This is a genomic window from Conexibacter woesei Iso977N, assembly GCF_000424625.1.
GTDB lineage: Bacteria > Actinomycetota > Thermoleophilia > Solirubrobacterales > Solirubrobacteraceae > Baekduia > Baekduia woesei_A.
Window position 1 is genome coordinate 1,572,566 of the sequence record NZ_AUKG01000001.1, and the last position, 19,529, is coordinate 1,592,094.

General features: G+C 73.7%; 20 protein-coding genes. 9 read left to right on the top strand and 11 right to left on the bottom strand.

The window, feature by feature from the left end; all coding sequences use genetic code 11:
- Window positions 1-227: 227 nt before the first annotated feature.
- Window positions 228-1,541 carry an HD-GYP domain-containing protein gene (locus tag H030_RS36605; protein ID WP_027005687.1) on the bottom strand — a complete coding sequence of 438 codons (1,314 nt, stop codon included), beginning with the start codon at window positions 1,539-1,541 and terminating at the stop codon, window positions 228-230.
- Window positions 1,542-1,673: 132 nt separating this feature from the next.
- On the opposite strand from H030_RS36605, the gene H030_RS0107675 reads away from it, so the two are divergent.
- Genes H030_RS0107675 through H030_RS0107685 form a run of 3 tightly spaced genes read left to right on the top strand, consistent with a single transcriptional unit; the run spans window position 1,674 to window position 3,944 of the window.
- Window positions 1,674-2,879 carry an MFS transporter gene (locus H030_RS0107675; protein WP_196809038.1) on the top strand — a complete coding sequence of 402 codons (1,206 nt, stop codon included), beginning with the start codon at window positions 1,674-1,676 and terminating at the stop codon, window positions 2,877-2,879.
- Window positions 2,880-2,893: 14 nt separating this feature from the next.
- Window positions 2,894-3,667, top strand: a complete 774-nt coding sequence (locus H030_RS0107680) for an MBL fold metallo-hydrolase (RefSeq protein ID WP_027005689.1) — start codon at window positions 2,894-2,896, stop codon at window positions 3,665-3,667.
- A gap of 28 nt (window positions 3,668-3,695) precedes the next feature.
- Entirely contained in the window at window positions 3,696-3,944 is a 249-nt protein-coding gene (locus H030_RS0107685) for a hypothetical protein (protein WP_027005690.1), read from the top strand.
- On the opposite strand, the gene H030_RS0107690 is transcribed toward H030_RS0107685, so the two are convergent.
- Together H030_RS0107690 and H030_RS36610 are read right to left on the bottom strand one after the other, a co-directional pair.
- Window positions 3,941-4,966, bottom strand: coding sequence for a Glu/Leu/Phe/Val family dehydrogenase (locus H030_RS0107690; protein ID WP_196809039.1), 1,026 nt, complete (start codon window positions 4,964-4,966; stop codon window positions 3,941-3,943). The genes H030_RS0107685 and H030_RS0107690 overlap by 4 nt on opposite strands.
- A 117-nt stretch (window positions 4,967-5,083) precedes the next feature.
- The gene (locus H030_RS36610) at window positions 5,084-6,622 is read right to left on the bottom strand and encodes an RNA polymerase sigma factor (protein WP_269208529.1); all 1,539 of its coding nucleotides are present in this window, start codon (window positions 6,620-6,622) and stop codon (window positions 5,084-5,086) included.
- Window positions 6,623-6,856: 234 nt separating this feature from the next.
- Between H030_RS36610 and H030_RS0107705 the strand changes: the two genes are divergently transcribed.
- From H030_RS0107705 to H030_RS0107715, 3 genes are read left to right on the top strand one after another with little or no spacing between them, the layout of a single operon-like run.
- A complete protein-coding gene (locus tag H030_RS0107705) occupies window positions 6,857-8,038 on the top strand; it encodes an acetyl-CoA C-acyltransferase (protein ID WP_027005692.1) in 1,182 nt (393 codons plus the stop codon).
- A gap of 51 nt (window positions 8,039-8,089) precedes the next feature.
- Window positions 8,090-9,070 carry an SCP2 sterol-binding domain-containing protein gene (locus H030_RS38310; RefSeq protein WP_081690600.1) on the top strand — a complete coding sequence of 327 codons (981 nt, stop codon included), beginning with the start codon at window positions 8,090-8,092 and terminating at the stop codon, window positions 9,068-9,070.
- Window positions 9,071-9,118: 48 nt separating this feature from the next.
- Entirely contained in the window at window positions 9,119-9,523 is a 405-nt protein-coding gene (locus H030_RS0107715; protein ID WP_027005693.1) for a hypothetical protein, read from the top strand.
- Here H030_RS0107715 and H030_RS0107720 read toward each other — a convergent pair.
- The 3 genes from H030_RS0107720 to H030_RS36620 are packed head-to-tail and all read right to left on the bottom strand — an operon-like array spanning window position 9,513 to window position 11,909.
- Entirely contained in the window at window positions 9,513-10,514 is a 1,002-nt protein-coding gene (locus tag H030_RS0107720) for an NAD-dependent epimerase/dehydratase family protein (protein ID WP_027005694.1), read from the bottom strand. The two genes, H030_RS0107715 and H030_RS0107720, sit on opposite strands and share 11 nt — an antisense overlap.
- A 1-nt stretch (window position 10,515) precedes the next feature.
- On the bottom strand, window positions 10,516-11,196 hold the full coding sequence (locus tag H030_RS0107725; RefSeq protein WP_027005695.1) for a hypothetical protein: 681 nt from the start codon (window positions 11,194-11,196) through the stop codon (window positions 10,516-10,518).
- A 56-nt stretch (window positions 11,197-11,252) separates the two neighbouring features.
- On the bottom strand, window positions 11,253-11,909 hold the full coding sequence (locus tag H030_RS36620) for an NUDIX hydrolase (protein WP_051221993.1): 657 nt from the start codon (window positions 11,907-11,909) through the stop codon (window positions 11,253-11,255).
- A 45-nt stretch (window positions 11,910-11,954) separates the two neighbouring features.
- Between H030_RS36620 and H030_RS39610 the strand changes: the two genes are divergently transcribed.
- Entirely contained in the window at window positions 11,955-12,137 is a 183-nt protein-coding gene (locus H030_RS39610) for a rubredoxin (RefSeq protein WP_027005696.1), read from the top strand.
- Between the two features lie 100 nt (window positions 12,138-12,237).
- Here the strand turns inward: H030_RS39610 and H030_RS36625 are convergent, their stop codons facing one another.
- From H030_RS36625 to bioA, 5 genes are all read right to left on the bottom strand, one after another.
- Complete coding sequence (locus tag H030_RS36625; protein ID WP_051221995.1) at window positions 12,238-13,014, bottom strand: L,D-transpeptidase; 777 nt, start codon at window positions 13,012-13,014, stop codon at window positions 12,238-12,240.
- Window positions 13,011-13,709, bottom strand: coding sequence for a ferritin-like domain-containing protein (locus tag H030_RS36630; protein ID WP_051221997.1), 699 nt, complete (start codon window positions 13,707-13,709; stop codon window positions 13,011-13,013). Before H030_RS36630 ends, H030_RS36625 begins: the two co-directional genes overlap by 4 nt.
- Complete coding sequence (locus H030_RS36635) at window positions 13,699-14,274, bottom strand: ferritin-like domain-containing protein (protein WP_051221998.1); 576 nt, start codon at window positions 14,272-14,274, stop codon at window positions 13,699-13,701. Before H030_RS36635 ends, H030_RS36630 begins: the two co-directional genes overlap by 11 nt.
- Complete coding sequence (locus H030_RS36640; RefSeq protein WP_155891902.1) at window positions 14,264-15,355, bottom strand: hypothetical protein; 1,092 nt, start codon at window positions 15,353-15,355, stop codon at window positions 14,264-14,266. Before H030_RS36640 ends, H030_RS36635 begins: the two co-directional genes overlap by 11 nt.
- Before the next feature lie 116 nt (window positions 15,356-15,471).
- Entirely contained in the window at window positions 15,472-16,800 is a 1,329-nt protein-coding gene (gene bioA, locus H030_RS0107760; protein ID WP_027005698.1) for an adenosylmethionine--8-amino-7-oxononanoate transaminase, read from the bottom strand.
- 55 nt (window positions 16,801-16,855) lie between these two features.
- Here bioA and H030_RS0107765 point away from each other — a divergent pair, with 55 nt between their 5' ends.
- Window positions 16,856-17,974 (top strand): low temperature requirement protein A, encoded by a 1,119-nt coding sequence (locus H030_RS0107765; RefSeq protein WP_196809040.1) that lies wholly within the window; start codon window positions 16,856-16,858, stop codon window positions 17,972-17,974.
- 37 nt (window positions 17,975-18,011) lie between these two features.
- Window positions 18,012-19,529 carry a DHA2 family efflux MFS transporter permease subunit gene (locus tag H030_RS30220; RefSeq protein ID WP_035125987.1) on the top strand — a complete coding sequence of 506 codons (1,518 nt, stop codon included), beginning with the start codon at window positions 18,012-18,014 and terminating at the stop codon, window positions 19,527-19,529.

Sequence of the window (19,529 nt, forward strand, 5' to 3'; positions counted from 1 at the left end):
TTCGTCATGCGCTCCGCAAGTTTCTGCGCCAGACGTCCTTTCCGCCATCCCCACTTTTGGGTATCGGACAGACCTTTGGACGTATGTCCTATCCAGTTGGGATTATGTTCCTACGCCGTCCAGATGGGCGGTTCGGAGCACGCCACAGCGTGCGAAATCCCTGCAAAAGCCCGCTTTAGCAGGCTGCAGTGGTGTAGTCAAACACCCACTGCGAAAGCTGCAGAACCCTACGCAGCCTGGGGCAGGGCGTAGCCCTTGACCCGCGCCTCGAAATCGAGCTCGCGCTCGAAATCGGCGTCGGTGGTGTGCTGGAACTGGAGTCCAGAGCGCTCCAGCACACGGATGAAGGCCTCGACGAGGTCGCCGTCGAGCTGCGCGCCGGAGACCCGGCGGAGCTCCGCGATCGCCTCGGCCTGGGAGACCGGATCGCGATACGAGTCGCGTGCGGTCATCACGTCGTAGGTGTCGGCGATCGAGATGCAGCGCGACAGAACCGGGATCTGCTCGCCGGTCAGGCCGCGCGGGTAGCCGCGGCCGTCGATGCGCTCGTGGTGGGCGAGGATGATCTCGGCCACCGGGCCGTAGCCGTTGATCCGCCGGACGAGGCGCGCGCCCTGGTAGGGGTGCGTGCGGACGATCTTCCAATCGTCGTCGTCGAGCTTGCGGTTGGCCAGCAGGATCCGGTCCGGGAAGGCGAACTTGCCGATGTCGTGCAGCAGGCCGGCCGTGTGGACGAGCTCCTGGTCGGACTTCGAGCAGCCGACCTCCTCGGCGATCGCACGGGCGTAGCGCGCGACGGCGGCCGAGTGGCGGGCGGTCATCCGGTCGCGCAGCGACAGCGTCTGGACCAGCGCGGCGAGGACGCCGACCTGCAGCGAGGCGAGCTGCGACGAGCGCGCCTCCAGCTGCTCGGCGCGCTCCTGGGAGAGGAGCAGCGCGCGGGTCAGGACCTGGAAGAGGAAGAGCGCGATCAGGACCGCGACCAGGGCCGGGATGCCGACCGCGTGGTAGGTCGCCGCCGCGGCGATCGTCAGCGCGCAGCCGAGGCCCTCGCTCGGCAGCAGCGGCACGAGGATCTTCGTGAACGACGTGCCCAGCGAGCGGCCGTCGGTCCAGATGTGCGGGACCGCGATCAGCAGGAAGTTGAGGATGAACACGCCGGCGAAGACGACGCCGACGCCGACCGCCTGGTCCAGGCCGTCCTCGGCGCTGAGGTTGAACGCGCGGGCGACGAGGCCGCCGAGGAGCGGGAAGACCGCGTAGGTGGACGCGTTGCCGATCAGGGCCGACGGGCGGTCCTTCAGGCGCGGGACGTCGACCGCGACGGTCAGCAGGGCGATCGCGACCGCGGGGGCCGGACCGAGCAGGACCATCGCCAGGACGATCGCGATGAACGACCCCGTGAGGCGCATCGAGGCGGTCTCGATCGCCATCGCGTCGGAGGCAACGGCGAGCACCGCCAAGAAGGCGACGAGCCCGGCGGGCTGCCAGTCGGAGGCGTGCGAGGTCAGCACGACGACGACCAGTGCGGTCGTCAACATGATGCTCTGCACGGCAACTAGGGTCCTGCGGCCCATTACGCCCTGCTTATCGGCCTAGTTCGCCAAATCCTTAGTTCCGGACCGCGAAGCCTCGCCGCCGCGAAGCCGTTTAGATTGACGCCCGTGTCGCCGGTGAGCAGATCGTTGCGGGTCCGTGGGTTCCCGGCGCTGGCGACGTCGTACGCGATCAACGAGCTGGGCGACAACCTCGGCGTGATCGCGCTCGCGATCCTGGTGCTGAACCGCACGGGCAGCGCGCTGGCCGTGACGCTGCTGTTCGTGGCCGGGAAGTTCCTGCCCGCCCTGGCCGCGCCGGGGCTGACCGCGGGGCTGGACCACCGGCGCGTCTCGCGCGTCCTGCCGTCGCTGTACGCGCTGGAGGCCGGGGCGTTCGTGGCGCTGGCCGCGCTGGCGGGCAGGCACGCGTTCTGGCTGCCGGCGGTCGTGGCGTTCGCGTTCGCCGACGGACTGCTGGCGCTGACCGCGCGCGGGCTGTCGCGGGGTGCGATCGCCGCGGTGCTGGGCCCGGCGGGCGCGCTGCGGGACGGCAACGCGCTGATCAACGTGGTGTTCGCGGTCATGAGCGCGGCGGGGCCGGTCCTGGCGGGGTTCATCGTCCACGAGTGGGGTGTGCCGACCGCGCTGTGGCTGGACGCCGGGTCGTTCCTGGCGGTGGCGTTGCTGCTCGTCGCCTCGGCCCGGTCGCTGCCGGAGCCGGAGGTCGGGCCGCGGGAATCGTGGAGGGCGCGCGTCCGCGACGGCCTGGAGTACGTGCGCGGCCACGAGACGGTCGGGCGGCTGATCGCGGGCGAGGCGGTCGCGATCCTGTTCTTCACGCTGATCATCCCGATCGAGGTCGTCTACGCGAAGGAGACGCTGAACTCCACGTCGCTGGGCTTCGGCGTGCTGATCGCGTCGTGGGGCGTCGGGATCCTGATCGGGTCCGGGCTGTTCGCGCGGTCGCGCGGGCGTTCGCTGCGGACGCTGGTGCTGGTCTCGACCGCGGCGATCGGCGCGGGCTACGCGGTGATGGCGGTCGCGCCGGTGCTGCTGATCGCGTGCATCGGGTCGGTGCTGGGCGGGACCGGGAACGGCGTCCAGTGGGTCGCGGTGATGACCGCGCTGCAGGAGGCCGTGGAGGACGAGTACCAGGCGCGCGCCGCGGGGCTGCTGGAGAGCGCGGCGGCCGCGGTGCCGGGGATCGGCTACATCGTCGGCGGCGTGCTGACGGCGCTGGTGTCGCCGCGGCTGGCGTACGCGGTCTCGGCGGTGGGCGTGGCGGTGGTGGTCGTGCTGTGGGCGCGGCGGCCGATCGTGCCCGACCGCGTCAAGGTCTGAGTACGCTGGGCGGCGTGCCCTCGCTCCTGGCCGAGCACGACGTCACGCTGATCCGGGCGGACAACCCGTCGCCGCTGACGCTGGAGGGAACCAACACGTACGTCGTGGGGCGTTCGCCCTGCTGGGTGATCGACCCGGGGCCGGACCTGGAGGCGCACGCGGTCGCCGTCCGCTCCGAGGTGGACGCGCGCGGTGGCCTGGGCGGCGTGGCGCTGACCCACGGCCACGCCGACCACTCGGGCGCGGTGCCGCTGCTGCTCGCCGGGGCGTCGGTGCCGGTGGTCCGGGGCGCGGAGGACGGCGCGGCGGTCGGGCCGCTGGAGGCGATCGCGCTGCCCGGGCACGCGCCGGACCACGTCTGCTTCGCGCTCGGCCCGGTCTGCTTCACGGGCGACGCGGTCCTGGGGTCCGGAAGCGTCTTCATCGCGCCCGACCCGGGGGCGATGGGGTCCTACCTCGCGGGCCTGGAGCGGTTGCGCGCGCGGCGGTTCGCGCTGCTCGCGCCCGGCCACGGGCCGCTGATCGAGGACGCCGACGCGAAGTTGTTGGAGTACTTGGAGCACCGCCGCGACCGCGAGCGCCGGCTGGTCGACGCGCTGGACGGCGGCGCGCGTTCGATCGACGCGCTGCTGGACGCCGCGTGGTCCGACGTCCCGGACGCGCTGCGGCTGCCCGCGACCGTGACGCTGTTCGCGCATCTCGACAAGCTCGCCGACGAGGGCCGCGTGCCGGCGGGCGTCGAGGATCGGCCCGAGTGGTTCTCCCAGATCGGCCGTCACGCGCACTGAGGCGCGGAAGGTCTACCCTGGACGCTCGATGGTCGGAGACATCTACGGCATCTTCATCTGCGTCTGCTGCGTGATCGGGATCGGCTGGATCATCTACGTCATGCGCAACGGCGACAAGGACCGCCACTCCGAGGACGACGCCCGCGCCTTCTTCGACGAGCACGGCCACTGGCCCGACGAGACGCTCGAGGACGCCCTGGCCGAACGCGCCCGCGTCGCGGCCGCCCAGGCGCCGACGGCGCCGGTCAGCCACGCGTCGTCCGACGGCGTCGTCTAGCGCTTCAGGCGGGACTCGGCGAGCGCCATCGCCGCGGTGAGCGGCGTCGTCTGCGCCGAGCTGGCGTCGTCGAAGACGCGGCGGATGGTGTCGCCGATCTCGATCGTTCGGGTCTTCGCGCGGTCGGGGTCGTAGCCGGCGCGGTCGAACTCGACGGAGATGTTGACGATGCCGCCCGCGTTGGCGACGAAGTCCGGGGCCCAGAGGATGCCGTGCTCGCGCAGGAGGTCGGCGACGTCGGCGGAGGCGAGCTGGTTGTTGGCGGCGCCGGCGATGGCGGGGGCCTGCAGGCGCGGGACCGACTCGTGGTCGAGGACGCCGCCGAGCGCGCAGGGGACCAGGACGTCGACCGCGGCGGTCATCGCCTTGGCGGGCGTCGTCCAGCGGGCGCCGAGCTGCTCGGCCTCGGCCCTCTTGGTGGGGTCGATGTCGGCGACGACGAGCTGCGCGCCGGCCCTGGCGAGCAGCTTGGCGACGCGCAGGCCGACGTGGCCGAGGCCGACGACCGCGGCGGTCCGGCCCTTCAACGACGGTGAGTCGAAGGCGCGCTCGACGGTCGCCTCGATCGCTGCGAGGACGCCGAGCGCGGTGAACGGGCTCGGGTCGCCGGACCCGCCGGAGCGGCGCGAGAGGCCGGAGACGTGGGAGGTCTGCCTGGCGATGACGGTCATGTCCGGCGTCGAGGTCCCGACGTCCTCGGCGGTGACGTAGGTCCCGCCGAGGCGCTCGACGGTCTCGCCGAAGTCCAGGAGCGCGGCGCGGCGGCGCCTGGCGTCCAGCGGCTCGTCGGGCTTGAGGACGATCACGCCCTTGCCGCCGCCGAGCGGGAGCCCCGCGACGGCCGACTTGTAGGTCATGCCCTCGCTGAGCCGCAGCGCGTCCCGGATCGCGAGCCGGTTGTCCTCGTAGGTCCACATCCGGCAGCCGCCGAGCGACGGCCCGCGGACCGTCGAGTGCACGGCCACGATCGTGTTCAACCCGGAGCGCGGCCCGCGCCGGACGTACAGCTCCTCATGGTCCAATGTCGCGAGGTACTCGATCGGGCGACCCTACCGCGCCCGACCGACCCCTACATGTCCGCGCGCTGCGCCGGGCCGCGTCGCGCTCGTCCGTGCGAGCGCGACGTGCTGCGGGGCGGCTCAGCCGGCCGGCTGCGACGGGGTCGCGGCCGGCGGGGAGGAGGCGACCGGCGCTGCGCTCCCGCCGTTGCCGGTGCCCGTGCCGGACGACGTGGAGGACGTCGCGGTCGTCGTCGTGCTGGCGCTGGAGGCCTGCGTCCCGGAGGTCGTCGTGCCGGTGGCCGTCGTCGTCCCGGAGGCGGAGCCCGTCGTCGTGCCCGTGCCGCTTGCGGCCGTCGTGCCGCTCGCGTCGGTGCTCGTCCTCGTCGTCGGGTCGGCCGCCGTCGTGTCGCTGCTCGCGCCCGACCACGTCGGGGCCGTCGTCCCGCTCGCGGCGGGATCCGGCGTCGCGTCGTCCGGCGCGGTCGTGCCGCCGGTCGTCTGGTCGGCGACCGCGTTGGCGCCCGTCGAGGCGACCGCGGCGTCCCTGCCCGCCTGCAGCTTCGTGACCTGCGCGCCGACCGCGGTCTTCGCGTCGTCGCGCGCCGCCTGCCTGCTCGCCACCGCAGCGCGGCTGACCCGCACCGCCCTGACGTCTTGGAGGTCCTCGCGCCGCTGCGGCACCACGGCCACATGCGCGGCCGGAGCCGCCGCCGCGGCGTGCCGCGCGTGGTGCTGCTCGACCGCCGCGCCGCCGCCGACGACCGCCGCCGCCGCGACGACCGCCGCGACCTTCGTCGCCGTCGCCGCGACCACGCCGCCGCCGACGGTCGTGGCGACGCTCGCACCGCCCGCGACGACGGCTCCACTGCCCGCCGCCGCGCTCGCGCCGCCGCCACCGACCACCGCCGCGCCGCCACCGGCCGCAGCACCGGAACCTGCTCCGCCGATGCCCAAGACCTTCATCACCATCGTCAGCGGACCGGTCGGCAGCGCCAGCCCGTTGAGCGACTTGTCCAGCCCGCGCAGCGCGCCGCGGTACTCCCGGCAGCCCGCGCACTCCTTCAGGTGCCGCTTGGCGCGGCCGCTCGGCCGCACGCCGCGGTCGAACGCCGACGCGAGGTCGTCGCGGATCTCGACGCACGCGGTGTCGCGCGCCTCGATCGCCTCCACCAGACCGACGCGGGCGCGGACCAGCAGCGACTTCACGGCGGGAACCGTGACGCCGAGCGCCGCCGCGAGGTCGTTGTAGGAGAGCCCCTCCATCTCGCGCATCAGCAGCGCGCTGCGCTGCTGCTCGGGCAGCTCGCGCACGTCGGCGATCAGCCGCCGCAGGTCCTCACGCCGCTCGGCCTCGGCCAGCAGGTCGGTCGACACGCCGCGGTTGATGTCGTAGATGTCCTCGGCCGCCGGGGCGGGGCGGCGCAGCTGGTCGATGCAGCGGTTGTGCGCGACGCGGTACAGCCACGCACGCAGCGCGACGTCGCGCCCGTCGGTCCGCAGCGCGTTGTACGCGCGCAGGAACACGTCCTGCAGGACGTCCTCCGCGTCGGACCGCGAGCCGCCGAGCATCTGGCGCGCATACGCGAACAACCGTGCGCGGTAGCGGTCGTGGATCGTCCCGAAGGCCTCGTCGTGGCCCGCTCTGAAGAGCGCGACGAGCTGCTCATCGGTGCGCAGTCGCAGCAGGGGTCCTGCGAGCGATACGCGGCCGAGACCGACGGGATGGGCTAGCGCTGAAGCTTCCACAGTAGTTGTCCTCCGGCAACTCTAACGGGAGGGGCGACAGAAGGTTCCGCGTTTCCTCAGATCTTTCTCACGAACTGCGCGAAGTCGTTGCGAACCGCGCGCCTTCCGCAACACGTCCCTCTCTAAGGTTCCCGCCCTGACCACGGGTATGAGAGGAACGCAGTCTTGACCAACGTCGTCATCAGCTCGGCCGCACGCACCGCGATCGGGTCCTACGGCAAGTCCCTCGCGGGCGTCGCGCCCAGCGACCTCGGCGCAACCGCCGCGAAGGCCGCGATCGAGCGCGCCGGGATCGCGCCGGAGCAGATCGAGCACGTCGTGTTCGGCAACGTCATCCACACCGAGACGGCCGACGCCTACATGGCGCGCGTCGTCGGGATGAAGGCGGGCGTGCCGAAGGAGACGCCGGCCTACACCGTCAACCGCCTGTGCGGGACCGGCGTCCAGGCGCTGGTGAGCGCGTGCCAGGCGATCCAGACCGGTGAGGCCGACGTGACGCTCGCGGGCGGCGCGGAGTCGATGAGCCGCGCGCCGATGTGGCTGGCCAGCGCGCGCTGGGGCTCGAAGATGGGGCCGGCGCCGATCGTCGACCCGGTCCAGGGCGCGCTGACCGACCCGTTCCACGACATCAGGATGGGCGTGACGGCGGAGAACCTCGCCGAGCGGATGGGCATCTCGCGCGAGGAGCAGGACGCGTTCGCGGTGCTGTCGCATCAGCGCGCGAGCGCGGCGCAGGAGGCCGGCAAGTTCGACGACGAGGTCGTCGGCGTCGGCGTGAAGGTCAAGCGCGAGGTCGTGGACTTCGTGCGCGACGAGCACATCCGTCACGAGGTCGACGCGGCCGGGATGGCGAAGCTGCCGGCGATCTTCAAGCGCGAGAACGGGACGGTCACCGCCGGCAACGCGTCCGGGATGAACGACGCGGGCGCCGCGCTGGTCCTGATGAGCGACGAGAAGGCCGCCGCGCTCGGCGCCCCGGTGCGCGCGCGGATCCTGGCGTACGCGTCGTGCGGCGTCGACCCCGAGGTGATGGGGATCGGCCCGGTCCCGGCGGTCCGCAAGGTGCTGGACCGGTCGGGCGTCTCGTTGGACGACATCGGCGTGATCGAGCTCAACGAGGCGTTCGCCGCTCAGGCGCTGGCGGTCATCAAGGACCTGGACTTGGACCCGGCGCGCGTGAACCCCAACGGCGGCGCGATCGCGCTGGGGCATCCGATCGCCGCGACCGGTGCCGCGATCACGACGAAGTGCCTGTCGGAGATGGAGCGCGAGGGCCATCGGTACGGCCTGGTGACGCTCTGCATCGGCGGCGGGCAGGGCATCGCCATGCTGCTCGGCAGGGACTGAAAGAGGCCGTGACGCCAAGGGCCGCGCGGGGCCGGTAGCCTCCGCGGCCTCATGGCGCATTACGAGACCGACGCCGAGGTCTACGACCAGCTCGGCAGCATCCTGAACAACCTGGTGTACAACAGCGCTCGCCGCGAGCAGCTGCGCCAGGCCGATGCTGTTGTGCAGTTCGCGTTCCGGGAGCCGAACGCGACCGTGACGCTCGACGTCCGCGCCAACAAGACGCCCCGCGTCGACCTCGGTGAGACGAAGCTGCGCGCCGACGTCGTCTTCTCGATGGACGCCGACATCGGCCGCGCGCTGCTGACCGGCGAGCTGTCGCCGACGATCGCGCTGGCCAGGGGCGACGTCCGGACCAAGGGCCCCGTCGCGAAGGTCCTGCGCGTGGTCCCGGCGACCGTCGGCGCCCACGAGGTCGAGGCCGACCTCGAGCCGGAGCCCGAGCCCACGCCGGTCGCCGAGGCACCCGCCGCCGAGACCGCCGACGCTGCGCCGGCCGCCGCCGAGACCGCTTCGGATGAGGCTGAAGCCGCCGCGCAGAACTCCGCCGCCGAGGCGCCCGGCGCTGCCGCGGAGGCGGAGGAGACGCCCATCGGCGAGGTCTCCGCGCCGGCCGACGCGCCCGCCGCGGAGGCACCGACTGAGGTGGCAACCGAGACCGTCGAGGCTGCTCCGGCCGAGGAGGAGACTCCGGCCGCCGAGGAGACTCCGGCCGCTGAGGAGACTCCGGCCGCTGAGGAGACTCCGGCCGCTGAGGAGACTCCGGCCGCTGAGGAGTCTCCGGCTGCGGAGGCTGCGCCGGCCGAGGCTGCTGCTCCGGCGGAGGAAGCTGCGCCCGCCGCCGAGGAGGCTCCGGCCGCGGAGGCTGCGCCCGCCGAGGCTGCCGCTCCGGCGGAAGAGGCTGCGCCCGCCGAGGCCGCTGCTCCGGCCGAGGAGACCCCGGCCGCCGAGGACTCCGCGCCTGCGGAGGCTGAGCAGGCCGCGCCGGTCGATCCGCCGGTTGAGGCTGAGGCGCCCGCCGACAAGGAGTAGGAGGACGCCGCGCGCATGGCGCGGTGAGGTCGCGGGGACCCCGAGGGCATGAAGCTGCTCGTGCTCGCGACCGATCCTGTGGATGCCGACGACCTGCGCGGCGCGCTGCCGGGTGAGTCGCTCGACGGCGCGGAGGTGCTGGTCGTCTCGCCGGCGGTGAACGAGTCGCGGGTCGCGTTCTGGGTCTCGGACTCCGACGAGGCGATCATCGAGGCCGAGTCGGCGGCGAACGAGAGCGCCAACGCCCTCGCCGCCGAAGGCGCTCGCACCCGGGCCGAGGTCGGCGAGAGCGATCCGCTCCTCGCCCTCCAGGACGCGCTCGCCACCTTCCCCGCCGACCGCGTCCTCGTCTTCGCCCGCGGCGACGACGAGTCCCAGCGCTACCGCGAAGACGACCTCCTCGGCGAAGCCCAGCGCCGCTTCGGCGTCCCGATCGCCGAAGTCACCCGCTGACGCGGGCTGCTGCGACCGTGGCGTGCAGCGTCTCAGGCGCGTCGTACTGCGGGCGCCAGCGTAGGAGGCGGCGGGCGCGGGCGGTGCTCATGAGGGTGGGGCGGCGGACGGCTTCGATCCAGGCGGCTTCGTCCGGGACCAACGGCAGGCGCGCGATGAGCTCGGCGGTCGCGCCGACCGCGAGGTCGGGCACCGGCACCGAGTAGTACCCCAACTCGCTCGCGATGTCGGCCATGGTGATCGTCCCCGGGCCGGCCAGGTTGTAGGCGCCGGGCTCGCCGCGGCCGAGGACGCCGGCGACCAGCGCCCGGGCGACGTCGTCGTGGTGGACAAGCTGGAACGGTACGCCCGGATCGGGCAGCACCGGCCGCAGGGCGGGAGCGCGCGCGAACAGCGAGCGGACCGCCCCGGGCAGGCGGTCGCCCCAGCGGGCGAACGGGATCTGGTCGATCAACAGCGGCGCCGAGGGGCCCGCCACGATGCACGGGCGGAAGATGTAGGCGTCGGTCTCGCTGTCGTCGAGCACCGAGCTCAACAGCTCCTCGACCTGCGCCTTGTGGTGCGAGTACGGCATGTTCGCGTGCCCCGCGACCGGGTCGTCCTCGACGATGTCGCGATCCAGGTCCGGGAACCCGTACGCAGCGACCGACGACGCGTACACCAACCGCGCGCACCCCGCCGCCACCGCCGACTCGAACACGTTGCGCGAGCCGACCAAGTTGATGTGCTCGCTCTCCCGCGACCCCGCGACGATCACGAAGGCCAGGTGCACGACCACGTCGGCACCGACGCACAAAGCTTCGACGGAAGCCCGGTCAAGGACATCACCTTGCCGGTACTCCACCTTCCTCCAACCCAATGTCCTTGGGTCGAACGGCCGCCGCGCCATGCCGACCACCCGCGCCACCTCGCGCGACCGGTCCAGCGCAGAGACGAACGCCTTGCCGATCTCTCCCGTCGGGCCGGTGACCGCGACGGTGAGGCCGCCCAACTCAGGCGTCCATGACCGCGTGCGGGACCAGCTGCCACCCGGACCGCCCGCGCACGAGGTCCCCGTGCACGCACGGCCCGCGCCCCTCGCAGTGCCCCGCGTCGGTCGCGTGCAGGCACGCCGGCCCGTCGTCCAGCGGCATCCCGATCGGCAGCGCGCCGAGCCTCAGCACGCCGCCCCGGGGATCCGGCCTGATCTCCAGCCGCGCGGCGAACGGGAACCCGTCCGGCCCCACGCACGCCAGCAGCGCGCAGTCGAGCTCGTCCAGGCGGTGGTCCCACAGCCCGCGGCCGCCGGCGGGTGCGGCGTGGCCGATCTCCGGCTCCTCGTTGTGCCCGGACCGGACCTCCTCCAGGTGCGCGTCGAACAGCCGCGGCTCGACCGCCGGGTCGTCGCCGTCCCACGCGTAGACGCGCTCCGGCCGGACGTGCATCGCCCGTGGCGCGGGCGCGTGCGTGCCCTGGACCAGGACCGTCGGCCCCTCGCCCGCGAACAGCAGCGCGACGTGGGGATCGACGACGTCGTCGGACCTCGCCTCGACCCCGATCCAGGAGCCGCCCTCCCGGTAGCGCGGCGCGACGGAGCGGGCGCGCGGGCGACCCTGCTCGTCGATCGTGACCAGCTCTGCGACGGTGCAGTGCGAGAACACCGCGCGCAGATCGGAGGGCAGCGTGGCGGTCATGCGCCGACATTACGCCGACCCGCGCCGCACCGCCAACCCCGGCGGTCAGCCGAGCGTCAGCCCGTCGCTGCGTCTTCGTAGCCGGGCTCGCCCGGAAGGACGATCCGGGCCATCTCGCCGCCCATCACGACGCGGGGCTCGACCGCGACGACCTCGCGGCCGCGGGCGAAGTCGAGCAGCTCGGTGGCGGAGTCGAAGCGCGCCAGCTGCTCCAGGTGCTTGATCGTCGGGAAGACCAACAACAACTCGCCCGCCCGGTGCGCGGCCAGCGCGCCCTCGGGCGTGAACCAGCCGAAGTCCACGCACTCGGCGCCGTCGACCGCGGGCGCGGCGTCGTCCGGCGCCGCGGCCAGGAAGAAGTGCGTGTCGAACCGCACCTTCACCTGCGCGGGCGTGATCCACTGCGAGAACCGGACGAGCGACGCCGGGTCGACGCCGCCCAGCGACGCCTCCTCCTCCAGCTCGCGCACCGCCGCGCGCCGGTGCGCGGCCTCCGGGTCGCCGGAGTCCGCGCCGTCGGCCGCGTCGACCGCGCCGCCCGGGAACACCCACGCGCCGCCCATGAACCGCGCCGCCGGGTTGCGCTGCACGAGCAGCACCTCCAGCGCGCCGGCGCCGCCGCGGAGCACGATCACCGTCGCCGCCTGCCGCGGCACCGTCGCCTGCGGGCCGTCGTTGAGCTCTTCGCCGGGGCCGGGCCGATCTACGTCCACCGACGGGACACTACCGGCGACCCGGCCAGTACCGTTCCACCTCGTATGAGCGAAAGCGCCACTGTTCAGAAGTGGATCTGCGAGTCCTGCGGGTTCATCTACGACCCCGCTGACGGCGACCCCGACGGCGGCATCCCGCCCGGGACCGCCTTCGAGGACATCCCGGACACGTGGTTCTGTCCCGTGTGCGGCGCGCGCAAGCGCGACTTCGTCGCCTACGAGGACTAGTCCTCCGAGACGACGAGACCGACGAAGCAGCGACGGCGGCGGGCGCAGCAAGGGGGCCCGCCGCCGCCGTGCAGATCGTCCACACCGCGGCGCCGCCCGGTCAGACGATCGTCACCGGCGTCCCGGCGCGCAGCAGGTGCGCCAGCGCCGCGAGGTCGTGGTTGCGCAGGCGGATGCACCCGTGCGAGACACGGCCGGGGATCAGCCCGGGCTCGTTGGTCCCGTGGATGCCGATGTAGCCGCCACCCGGCCAATCAGTGAGCGTTGCTGAGCGGGCGCTGGTGCCGAACGCGATCGGCCCGTAGAACGCGCTGCGGTAGCGCCGCAGGACGTTGCGCACGAGGAACCGTCCCGCCGGGGTCGGGGCCGAGCGGGTGCCGATCCCGACGGGCGCGCGGAACACGACCCTGCGGTCGCGCAGGAGCGTCGCGGTCAGCGCCCTGCGGTCGACCACGAGCCGCAGGTCGCTCGTCCCGTAGGCGCCGAGCGCGGCGCGCGGGACCCAGCCGGTCCGGCCGTTGGGCAGGGCCGGCAGCGCGACCCGGACCCAGAGGGCGTCGCCGCTGCGACGGCGGGCGAGGACCGGGACCAGGTTCGTCGTGCCCTCGGGCGTGCGCGGCCGCAGCACGCCCACCCGCGCGGCCATGCGCCCGGGCCCGGCGCGGGCCGCGGCCGCCGTGCGCACCGAGGCCCAGGTCGTCGCGCCCGCCTCGTGGGCCAGCGCGCGGGGCGCGCCGACCCGCAGGCCGCCGGGCTCCGGCGCGGGCAACCCGCCGGCCGCGGCCGCCCCGTCGTGACGCGGCGCCGAGGCGCTCCCGCAACCCGCGATGGCGCCGGCCGCGGCCAGCGCGGCGACGGTCGCGAGCGCCCGCGTCATCCCGTGAAGCGCGGGCGCCGCCGGCTCGTCGTGTGCACCGCGAAGTGCGTCTTGTCGACGATCGCGATCGTCGCGGCGCGCGAGCGCGGCTCGTCGAACGCGTCGGGCGCCGGGACGACGCCGGCCAGGCGGCGGATCCACGCCGCGTGCCGCGCCTCGACGCTCGCGATCGCCAGGGCGGACGCGAGGTAGGGCCGGGACCGGATCCGCGGCGCCTGCGCGGCGTACGCGGCGACCGCGAGGTCCTCGAACGCCACCGCGGTCTTCTGGAAGCGGTCGTCGTCCTCCGTCGCGCCGCGGAAGTCGAAGCGCGGCCTGCCGACCGCATGGCGGCCGAGCGCCACGCGGAACGCCCGGACGTGCGCCCGCTCGTGCGTGCCGACCACCCGCGCCTGGTGGCCCAGCGCGCCGCGCACCGAGCCGAGCCGCTCGACCTCGGAGTAGAACGACGCCTGGAGGTACTCGAGCGTCAGCGCGTAGTTGAGGATCGCCCGGTCGTGGCGCGTCGCCGCCGCGGTCGTCGCCGCGGCCGCGACCGCGGACGGGCCGGCGAGCAGCGCGACGAGACCTGCGCCGCCGACGCGCAGCAGCCCGGCCCGCGTGGCGCCGTCGCGATCGCCGATCGCGTCGAGACCGGCGCGGACCGCGCCGTCGCGGTCGAGCGTCCCGAGGTCGAGGTCGAGGTCAGCGGACATAGCCGCTGCCCTCGAGCGTCCTGCGGACGGTGTCGGCCGAGAGCTGGGGCTCGACGGCGTCGGGTGCCGGGTCGAGGCCGGCGAGGTCGCGGATCCACGCGGCGTGGCGGGCTTCGACGGTCGCGATCCGCGCGGCCGCGGCGAGCGCGCCGGGCGTGAGGTGCGCGGCCTGCGTGATGTAGGCCTTGACGCCGAGGTCCTCCAGTCGCAGCGCGCTGCGCGCGAAGCGCTCGGGGTCGGCGGTGTCGTCGCCGAAGTCCAGCCGCGGGGGAGCGGGCGCGCCGTCGCCGAGCGCGTGGCGGAGGGTCTGCGCGTGGCGCGTCTCCTGGGCACCGACGGTTCGGGCGTAGTCCAGGAGCTCGCCCTGCAGCCGCGCCTTCCTCAGCGCGTCGGCGTAGAAGCCGGCCTGGACGTCTTCGAGCAGCAGCGCGAAGGTCAGGATCTTGCGGTCGAGCCCCGCCGACGGCGCGGCGTCGCCGGCGTCGGGCAGGGAGGCGAGCAGGACGCCACCGGTTGTCGCCGCCGCGGCGACCAGCCCGCGGCGTGTGAGGCGTTCATGAGCCATCGTCGTCCTTGCTGTCGGTTGTGGCCTGCGCGGCGAGCCGATCGAGCGGCGGCCGGCCCTCGCGCGGCCAGAAGAAGCGCTGCGGGGGCTGGTCGCCCTCGTTGCGGACCGGTTCCCAGCCGTCGGCGACCAGCGCGCCGCCGATGCGGCGGACGGCGGCGATCAGCTCCGCCTGCGGCAAGTGGGCGCCCCACCCGGGCCGGTTGTGGGTGGCGGTCCGGAGCACCTCGACGCCGCGACGGCGGCCGGGCTCGCGGGCGAGGACGCGCAGATCCGCGTGCACGACCCCGTAGTGGTGGGTGATCTCACAGCGCCACAGCGCCTGGCTCCACGGAGGCCACGGGACCCGGCGGAAACGCCGGACCGGCGGGCCGGCGATCGGTTCGAGCGGCGCGGGTGCCGCCGGGCGCGGCTGGGGTGGCGCGGGACGCGCCTCGGGCGCCGCTGGGCGCGGCGGGGACGGAGCGGGGCGCGCCTCGGCTGCCGCTGGGCGCTGCTGGGGCGGAGCGGGGTCCGGCTCGGGCGCCGCAGGGCGCTGCTCGGGTGGCGCGAGGCGCGGCTCGGACGGCGGCCGGCGCGGCTCGGTCGGCATGGCGAAGGGCTCGGACGGCGCGGCGCGCGGCCGGGGCGGCTCGGGCGCCGGTGCGGGACGCGGAGGCGCCGGCGCGGCCTGCGTGCGCGTCGGCACGACGGCCGCGGGAGCGGTCGGCTCCGGCTCCGGCTGCTCGGCGGGTGCGGCCCCCGCGGCGGCGGTCTGCGGGCGTCGCGCACGGCGTCCGACCAGCAGGCCGGCCAGGAGCGTCATCGCGCCGATGACGACCACGAGCAGCCAGCCCGGCGAGCCGCCGCCGTCCGTCGAGCCCGGGCCATGCGCGGCGGCGGCGGTCGCCGGCGGTCGCAGCGCCGCGCTCGACGCGGGCAGCCGCACCGAGGGCGTGCCGTGGCCGGGCTGCAGGGGGTAGGCGCGCCACAGCTCCTGCGGGGCGGGATCTGCGGTCGTCGTGGCCGCGGTGGCCGTGCCGGATCCCGCGGCGACGACCATCAGCGCAAGCACGGCCAGGATGTGAGCAGGGAGGCGCATGGCAAAAAGGGCGTCCCCACCGCGTGAGGGCGTCTCGAGCGGCTTCCTCGTTGGCGTACCCAGATCTCACCAGACCGCGCAAAAGCGGCGTGTCTATTGCGCCAACTTTCAAACCGTCATGCGATACCCACCGTTGCGCTTGTCGGCGCCGCGGCGGTGGCCGCCGCGATCGCCGCGGCCGTGATCGCGACCAGCGCGCGCAGCTCGTCCTCGCCGATCGACAGCGGCGGCATCAACACGATGGTGTCGCCCAGCGGCCGGATGATCGCTCCGCGCTCACGCGCCGCCAGCGTCACCGCGTGGCCCACGCGCGCCTCGAGCGGGAAGTCCACCAACTCGATGCCGACCATGAACCCGCACCGGCGGATCTCGCGGACCGCGGGCAGCGGCGCGACCTGCTCGTCGAGCAACGACGACAACAACGCGATCTTGGGCTGCAACGCGCCCAGCGTGTCCTCGTCCTCGAAGACCCTCAGCGTCGCCAGCGCGGCCGCGCACGCGAGCGGGTTGCCCGTGTACGTGTGGCCGTGGAAGAACGTCTTGAACTCCTCGAACCGCCCGAGGAAGCCCTCGTAGATCCGCTCGGTCGCGAGCGTCGCGGCCAGCGGCAGGTAGCCGCCGGTCAGGCCCTTCGCGACGCTCATGAGGTCCGGCACGACGCCCTCCTGCGAGCAGGCGAACATCGTCCCGGTGCGCCCGAAGCCGGTCGCGACCTCGTCGGCGATCATCAGGATCCCGTGCTCATCGCACAGCTCCCGGACCGCGCGCAGGTAGCCGTCGGGCGCCAGGAGCATCCCCGCCGCGCCCTGGACCAGCGGCTCCAGGATGATCGCGGCGATCGCGTCGCCGTGCTCGGTGAAGACGCGCGCAAGGCCATCAACATCTCCGGGCGTCACCCGGATCCCCTCGAACAGCAGCGGCCGGAACATCGAGTGGAACAGGTCGATCCCGCCGACGGACACCGACCCGATCGTGTCCCCGTGGTAGCTCATGTCCAAGTACACGAACTTGGTCCGCTGCTCCTCGCCGCGGATCTTCCACCACTGGAACGCCATCTTCAGCGCGATCTCGTTGGCCGTCGAGCCGTTGTCGCTGTAGAAGACGCGCGTCAGCTCGCGGTCGCCGTCGCCGCGCGGGGCGACCGCCAGCAGCCGCTCCGCCAGCTCGATCGCCGGCGGGTGCGACAACCCCAACATGGTCGAGTGCGCGACCGCGTCGAGCTGGTCCCGCACCGCCGCGTCGATCGCCGGGTGCCCGTGGCCGTGCACGGTGCACCACAGCGACGAGACGCCGTCGAGGTACTCCCGCCCGTCGGTGTCGGTCAGCGTGCAGCCCGCCGCGCTGGCGACGATCGGCGCGTCCTCCGCCGCCCAGCCGAGCTGCTGGGTGAACGGGTGCCAGACCGCTGAGCGGTCGAGCGCGCGGAGCTCCTCGGTCGTGCGCATGGCGGCAACGGTATGGGGCGTCACGGACGCCACCCGCGGCCGTAGGCTCCCGCGCGTGATCGCGCAGGAACGCACGGGCTCCAACGTCACGACCCTCGAGCTCTTCTTCGACCTCGTCTTCGTGTTCGTGATCACGCAGCTGTCGACGGTCCTGGCGCACGACCTCACCTGGGACGGCGTCGGCCACGTCGCGCTGATGCTCGGCCTGATCTGGTTCATGTACGGCGGCTACGCGTGGCTGACCAACGCGATCGACGTCGCCGCGCCGGTCAACCGCGCGTTCCTGCTCGCCGGGATGTGCGGGTACTTCGTGATCGCGCTGAGCGTCCCGGAGGCGTTCCACGGCTCGGGCCTCGCGTTCGGGATCGGCTACGTGGTCGTCGTCGCGGTCCACACCGGGCTGTTCGCCAGCAGCGCGGGCGGCCTCGCGCCCCAGGCGATCCTGCGGCTCGCGCCCGGGAACCTGGGCAACGCGGCGCTGGTGCTGGTCGGCGGCGCGGTCGGCGGGACCACGCAGGTGGTCCTGTGGACGATCAGCGTCGTCGCGATCTGGGTGCTCCCGAAGCTGATCGGCAACCAGGACTTCGAGGTCGCGCCCGCGCACTTCGTCGAGCGCCACGGGCTGGTGATCATCGTCGCGGTCGGCGAGTCGATCGTGGCCGTCGGCGTCGGCGCGTCCGGGCTGGCGGTGAACGCCGAGCTGGTGCTGTTCGCGGTGTGCGGGCTGCTGCTGTCGGCGTCGCTGTGGTGGACGTACTTCGGCGGCGACGACGAGCGCGCGGAGGAGGCGCTGGCGGCGCTGCCGACGCGGGCGCGCGCGGTCGCGGCGCTGGACGGCTACGGCTTCGCGCACTACGCGCTGCTGCTGGGGATCGTGTTCGTCGCGGTCGGGCTGAAGTCGGCGACCGGGCACGCCTACGACGCGTCGAGCACGGGGGAGGCGGCGGTGCTCGCGGGCGGCGCCGCGCTGTTCCTGGCGGGCGACGTGTGGTTCCGCCGCGTGCTGCGCATCGGCGCCGGGACCGGCCGGCGGGCCGTCGCCGCCGTCGTGGTGCTGGCGACGATCCCGCTCGGGACCGAGGTCGCGGCGATCGCCCAGGTCGCCGCGCTGGCGCTCGTGATCGCCGCCGGTGCGTCGGAGCTCGGACGCTTCGCTCAAGTCAGAACGTCTTGACGCCGAAACATTTGGTAACTAATATTTAGGTACCGAAATGAACTCTTCCTCTTCTTCTGAAACGCTCCCCGCTCCCCGCATCGAGCCGCACGTCTGGCGGATCGCCATCGTCGTGATCCTCGGCGCGATCATGTCGGTCCTCGACACGACGATCGTCAACGTCGCGCTCGACGACCTCTCCAAGGACCTGCACTCCTCGCTGGACTCGATCCAGTGGGTCGTGACCGGCTACATGCTCGCGCTGGCCGCCGTGATCCCCGTCACGGGCTGGGCCGCGCGCCGCTTCGGCTCACGCAGGCTGTACCTGATCGCGCTCGTCGCCTTCACCGTCGGCTCCGCGCTCTGCGGGCTGGCGAACTCGACCGGCGAACTGGTCGCGTTCCGCGTGATGCAGGGCATCGGCGGCGGCATGCTGATGCCGATCGGCCAGATGGTCCTGGTCAAGGCCGCCGGCCCGCGCAACCTGCCGCGCGTCATGGCCGCGATCGGCGTCCCGATCATCCTCGCGCCGGTCTTCGGCCCGACGCTCGGCGGCCTGCTCCTGGAGCACGCCGGGTGGCAGTGGATCTTCCTCGTCAACCTCCCGGTCGGCGTGATCGCGCTGGTGACCGCGCTGCGCCTGCTCCCCAAGGACCAGCCGGAGGACGCGGGGTCGCTGGACTTCATCGGCCTGGTGCTCGTCGCCGCCGGCCTGGTCGGCGTGACATACGGCCTGGCCGAGTCCGGCAGCGCCGGGTCGCTCGTGGCCGGCAAGGTGCTGGTCCCGGTTGTTGTCGGTCTTGTCTTGATCGCCGCGTTCGTCCTGCGCGCGCTGCGGATCCCGGCGCCGCTGCTCGACGTCCGGCTGTACAAGAACCGCGCGTTCGCGGCCGCGTCGGTGACGACGTTCTGCCTCGGCGCCGCGCTGTTCGGCGCGATGATCCTGATGCCGCTGTACTTCCAGCAGGTCCGCGGTGAGGACGCGGTGACGACCGGCCTGCTGCTGATGCCGCAGGGCGTCGGCGCGGCGTTCGCGATGCGCATGAGCGCGTCCGCCACCGAGCGCTGGGGCGGCGGTGTGACCGCGCTGATCGGCGGCGCGATCACGGTCGTGGCGACCATCCCCTTCGTGTTGATCGGCGGCGGGACGTCCTACTGGCTGATCGGTGTCGCGATGGTCTTCCGCGGGTTCGGCATCGGGATGTCGATGATGCCGGCGATGACGGCCGCGTTCGCGGTCCTGCGCCCGGACCAGGTCAACCACGCGACGCCGCAGCTGAACGTGCTGCAGCGGGTCGGCGGGTCGGTCGGCACGGCGATCCTGTCGGTCGTCTTGACCAACCACCTGACGGACGCCGCCGGCGCGGCGCGCGCCGCGGGGCACGCGCCGACGGCGGACTCGCTGGCGAGCGCGTTCGGCTCCACCTACTGGTGGGTGCTGGGTGTGACCGCGTTCGCGCTGGTCCCGACATTGTTGTTGTCCTTGGTCGAGCGTTCCGCGCGGAACGCGGGCGTGGCGGAGACGCCGGCGCCCGCCGCGATCGAGGACCTCGAGCTGGCGCTCGAGGCGGTCTAG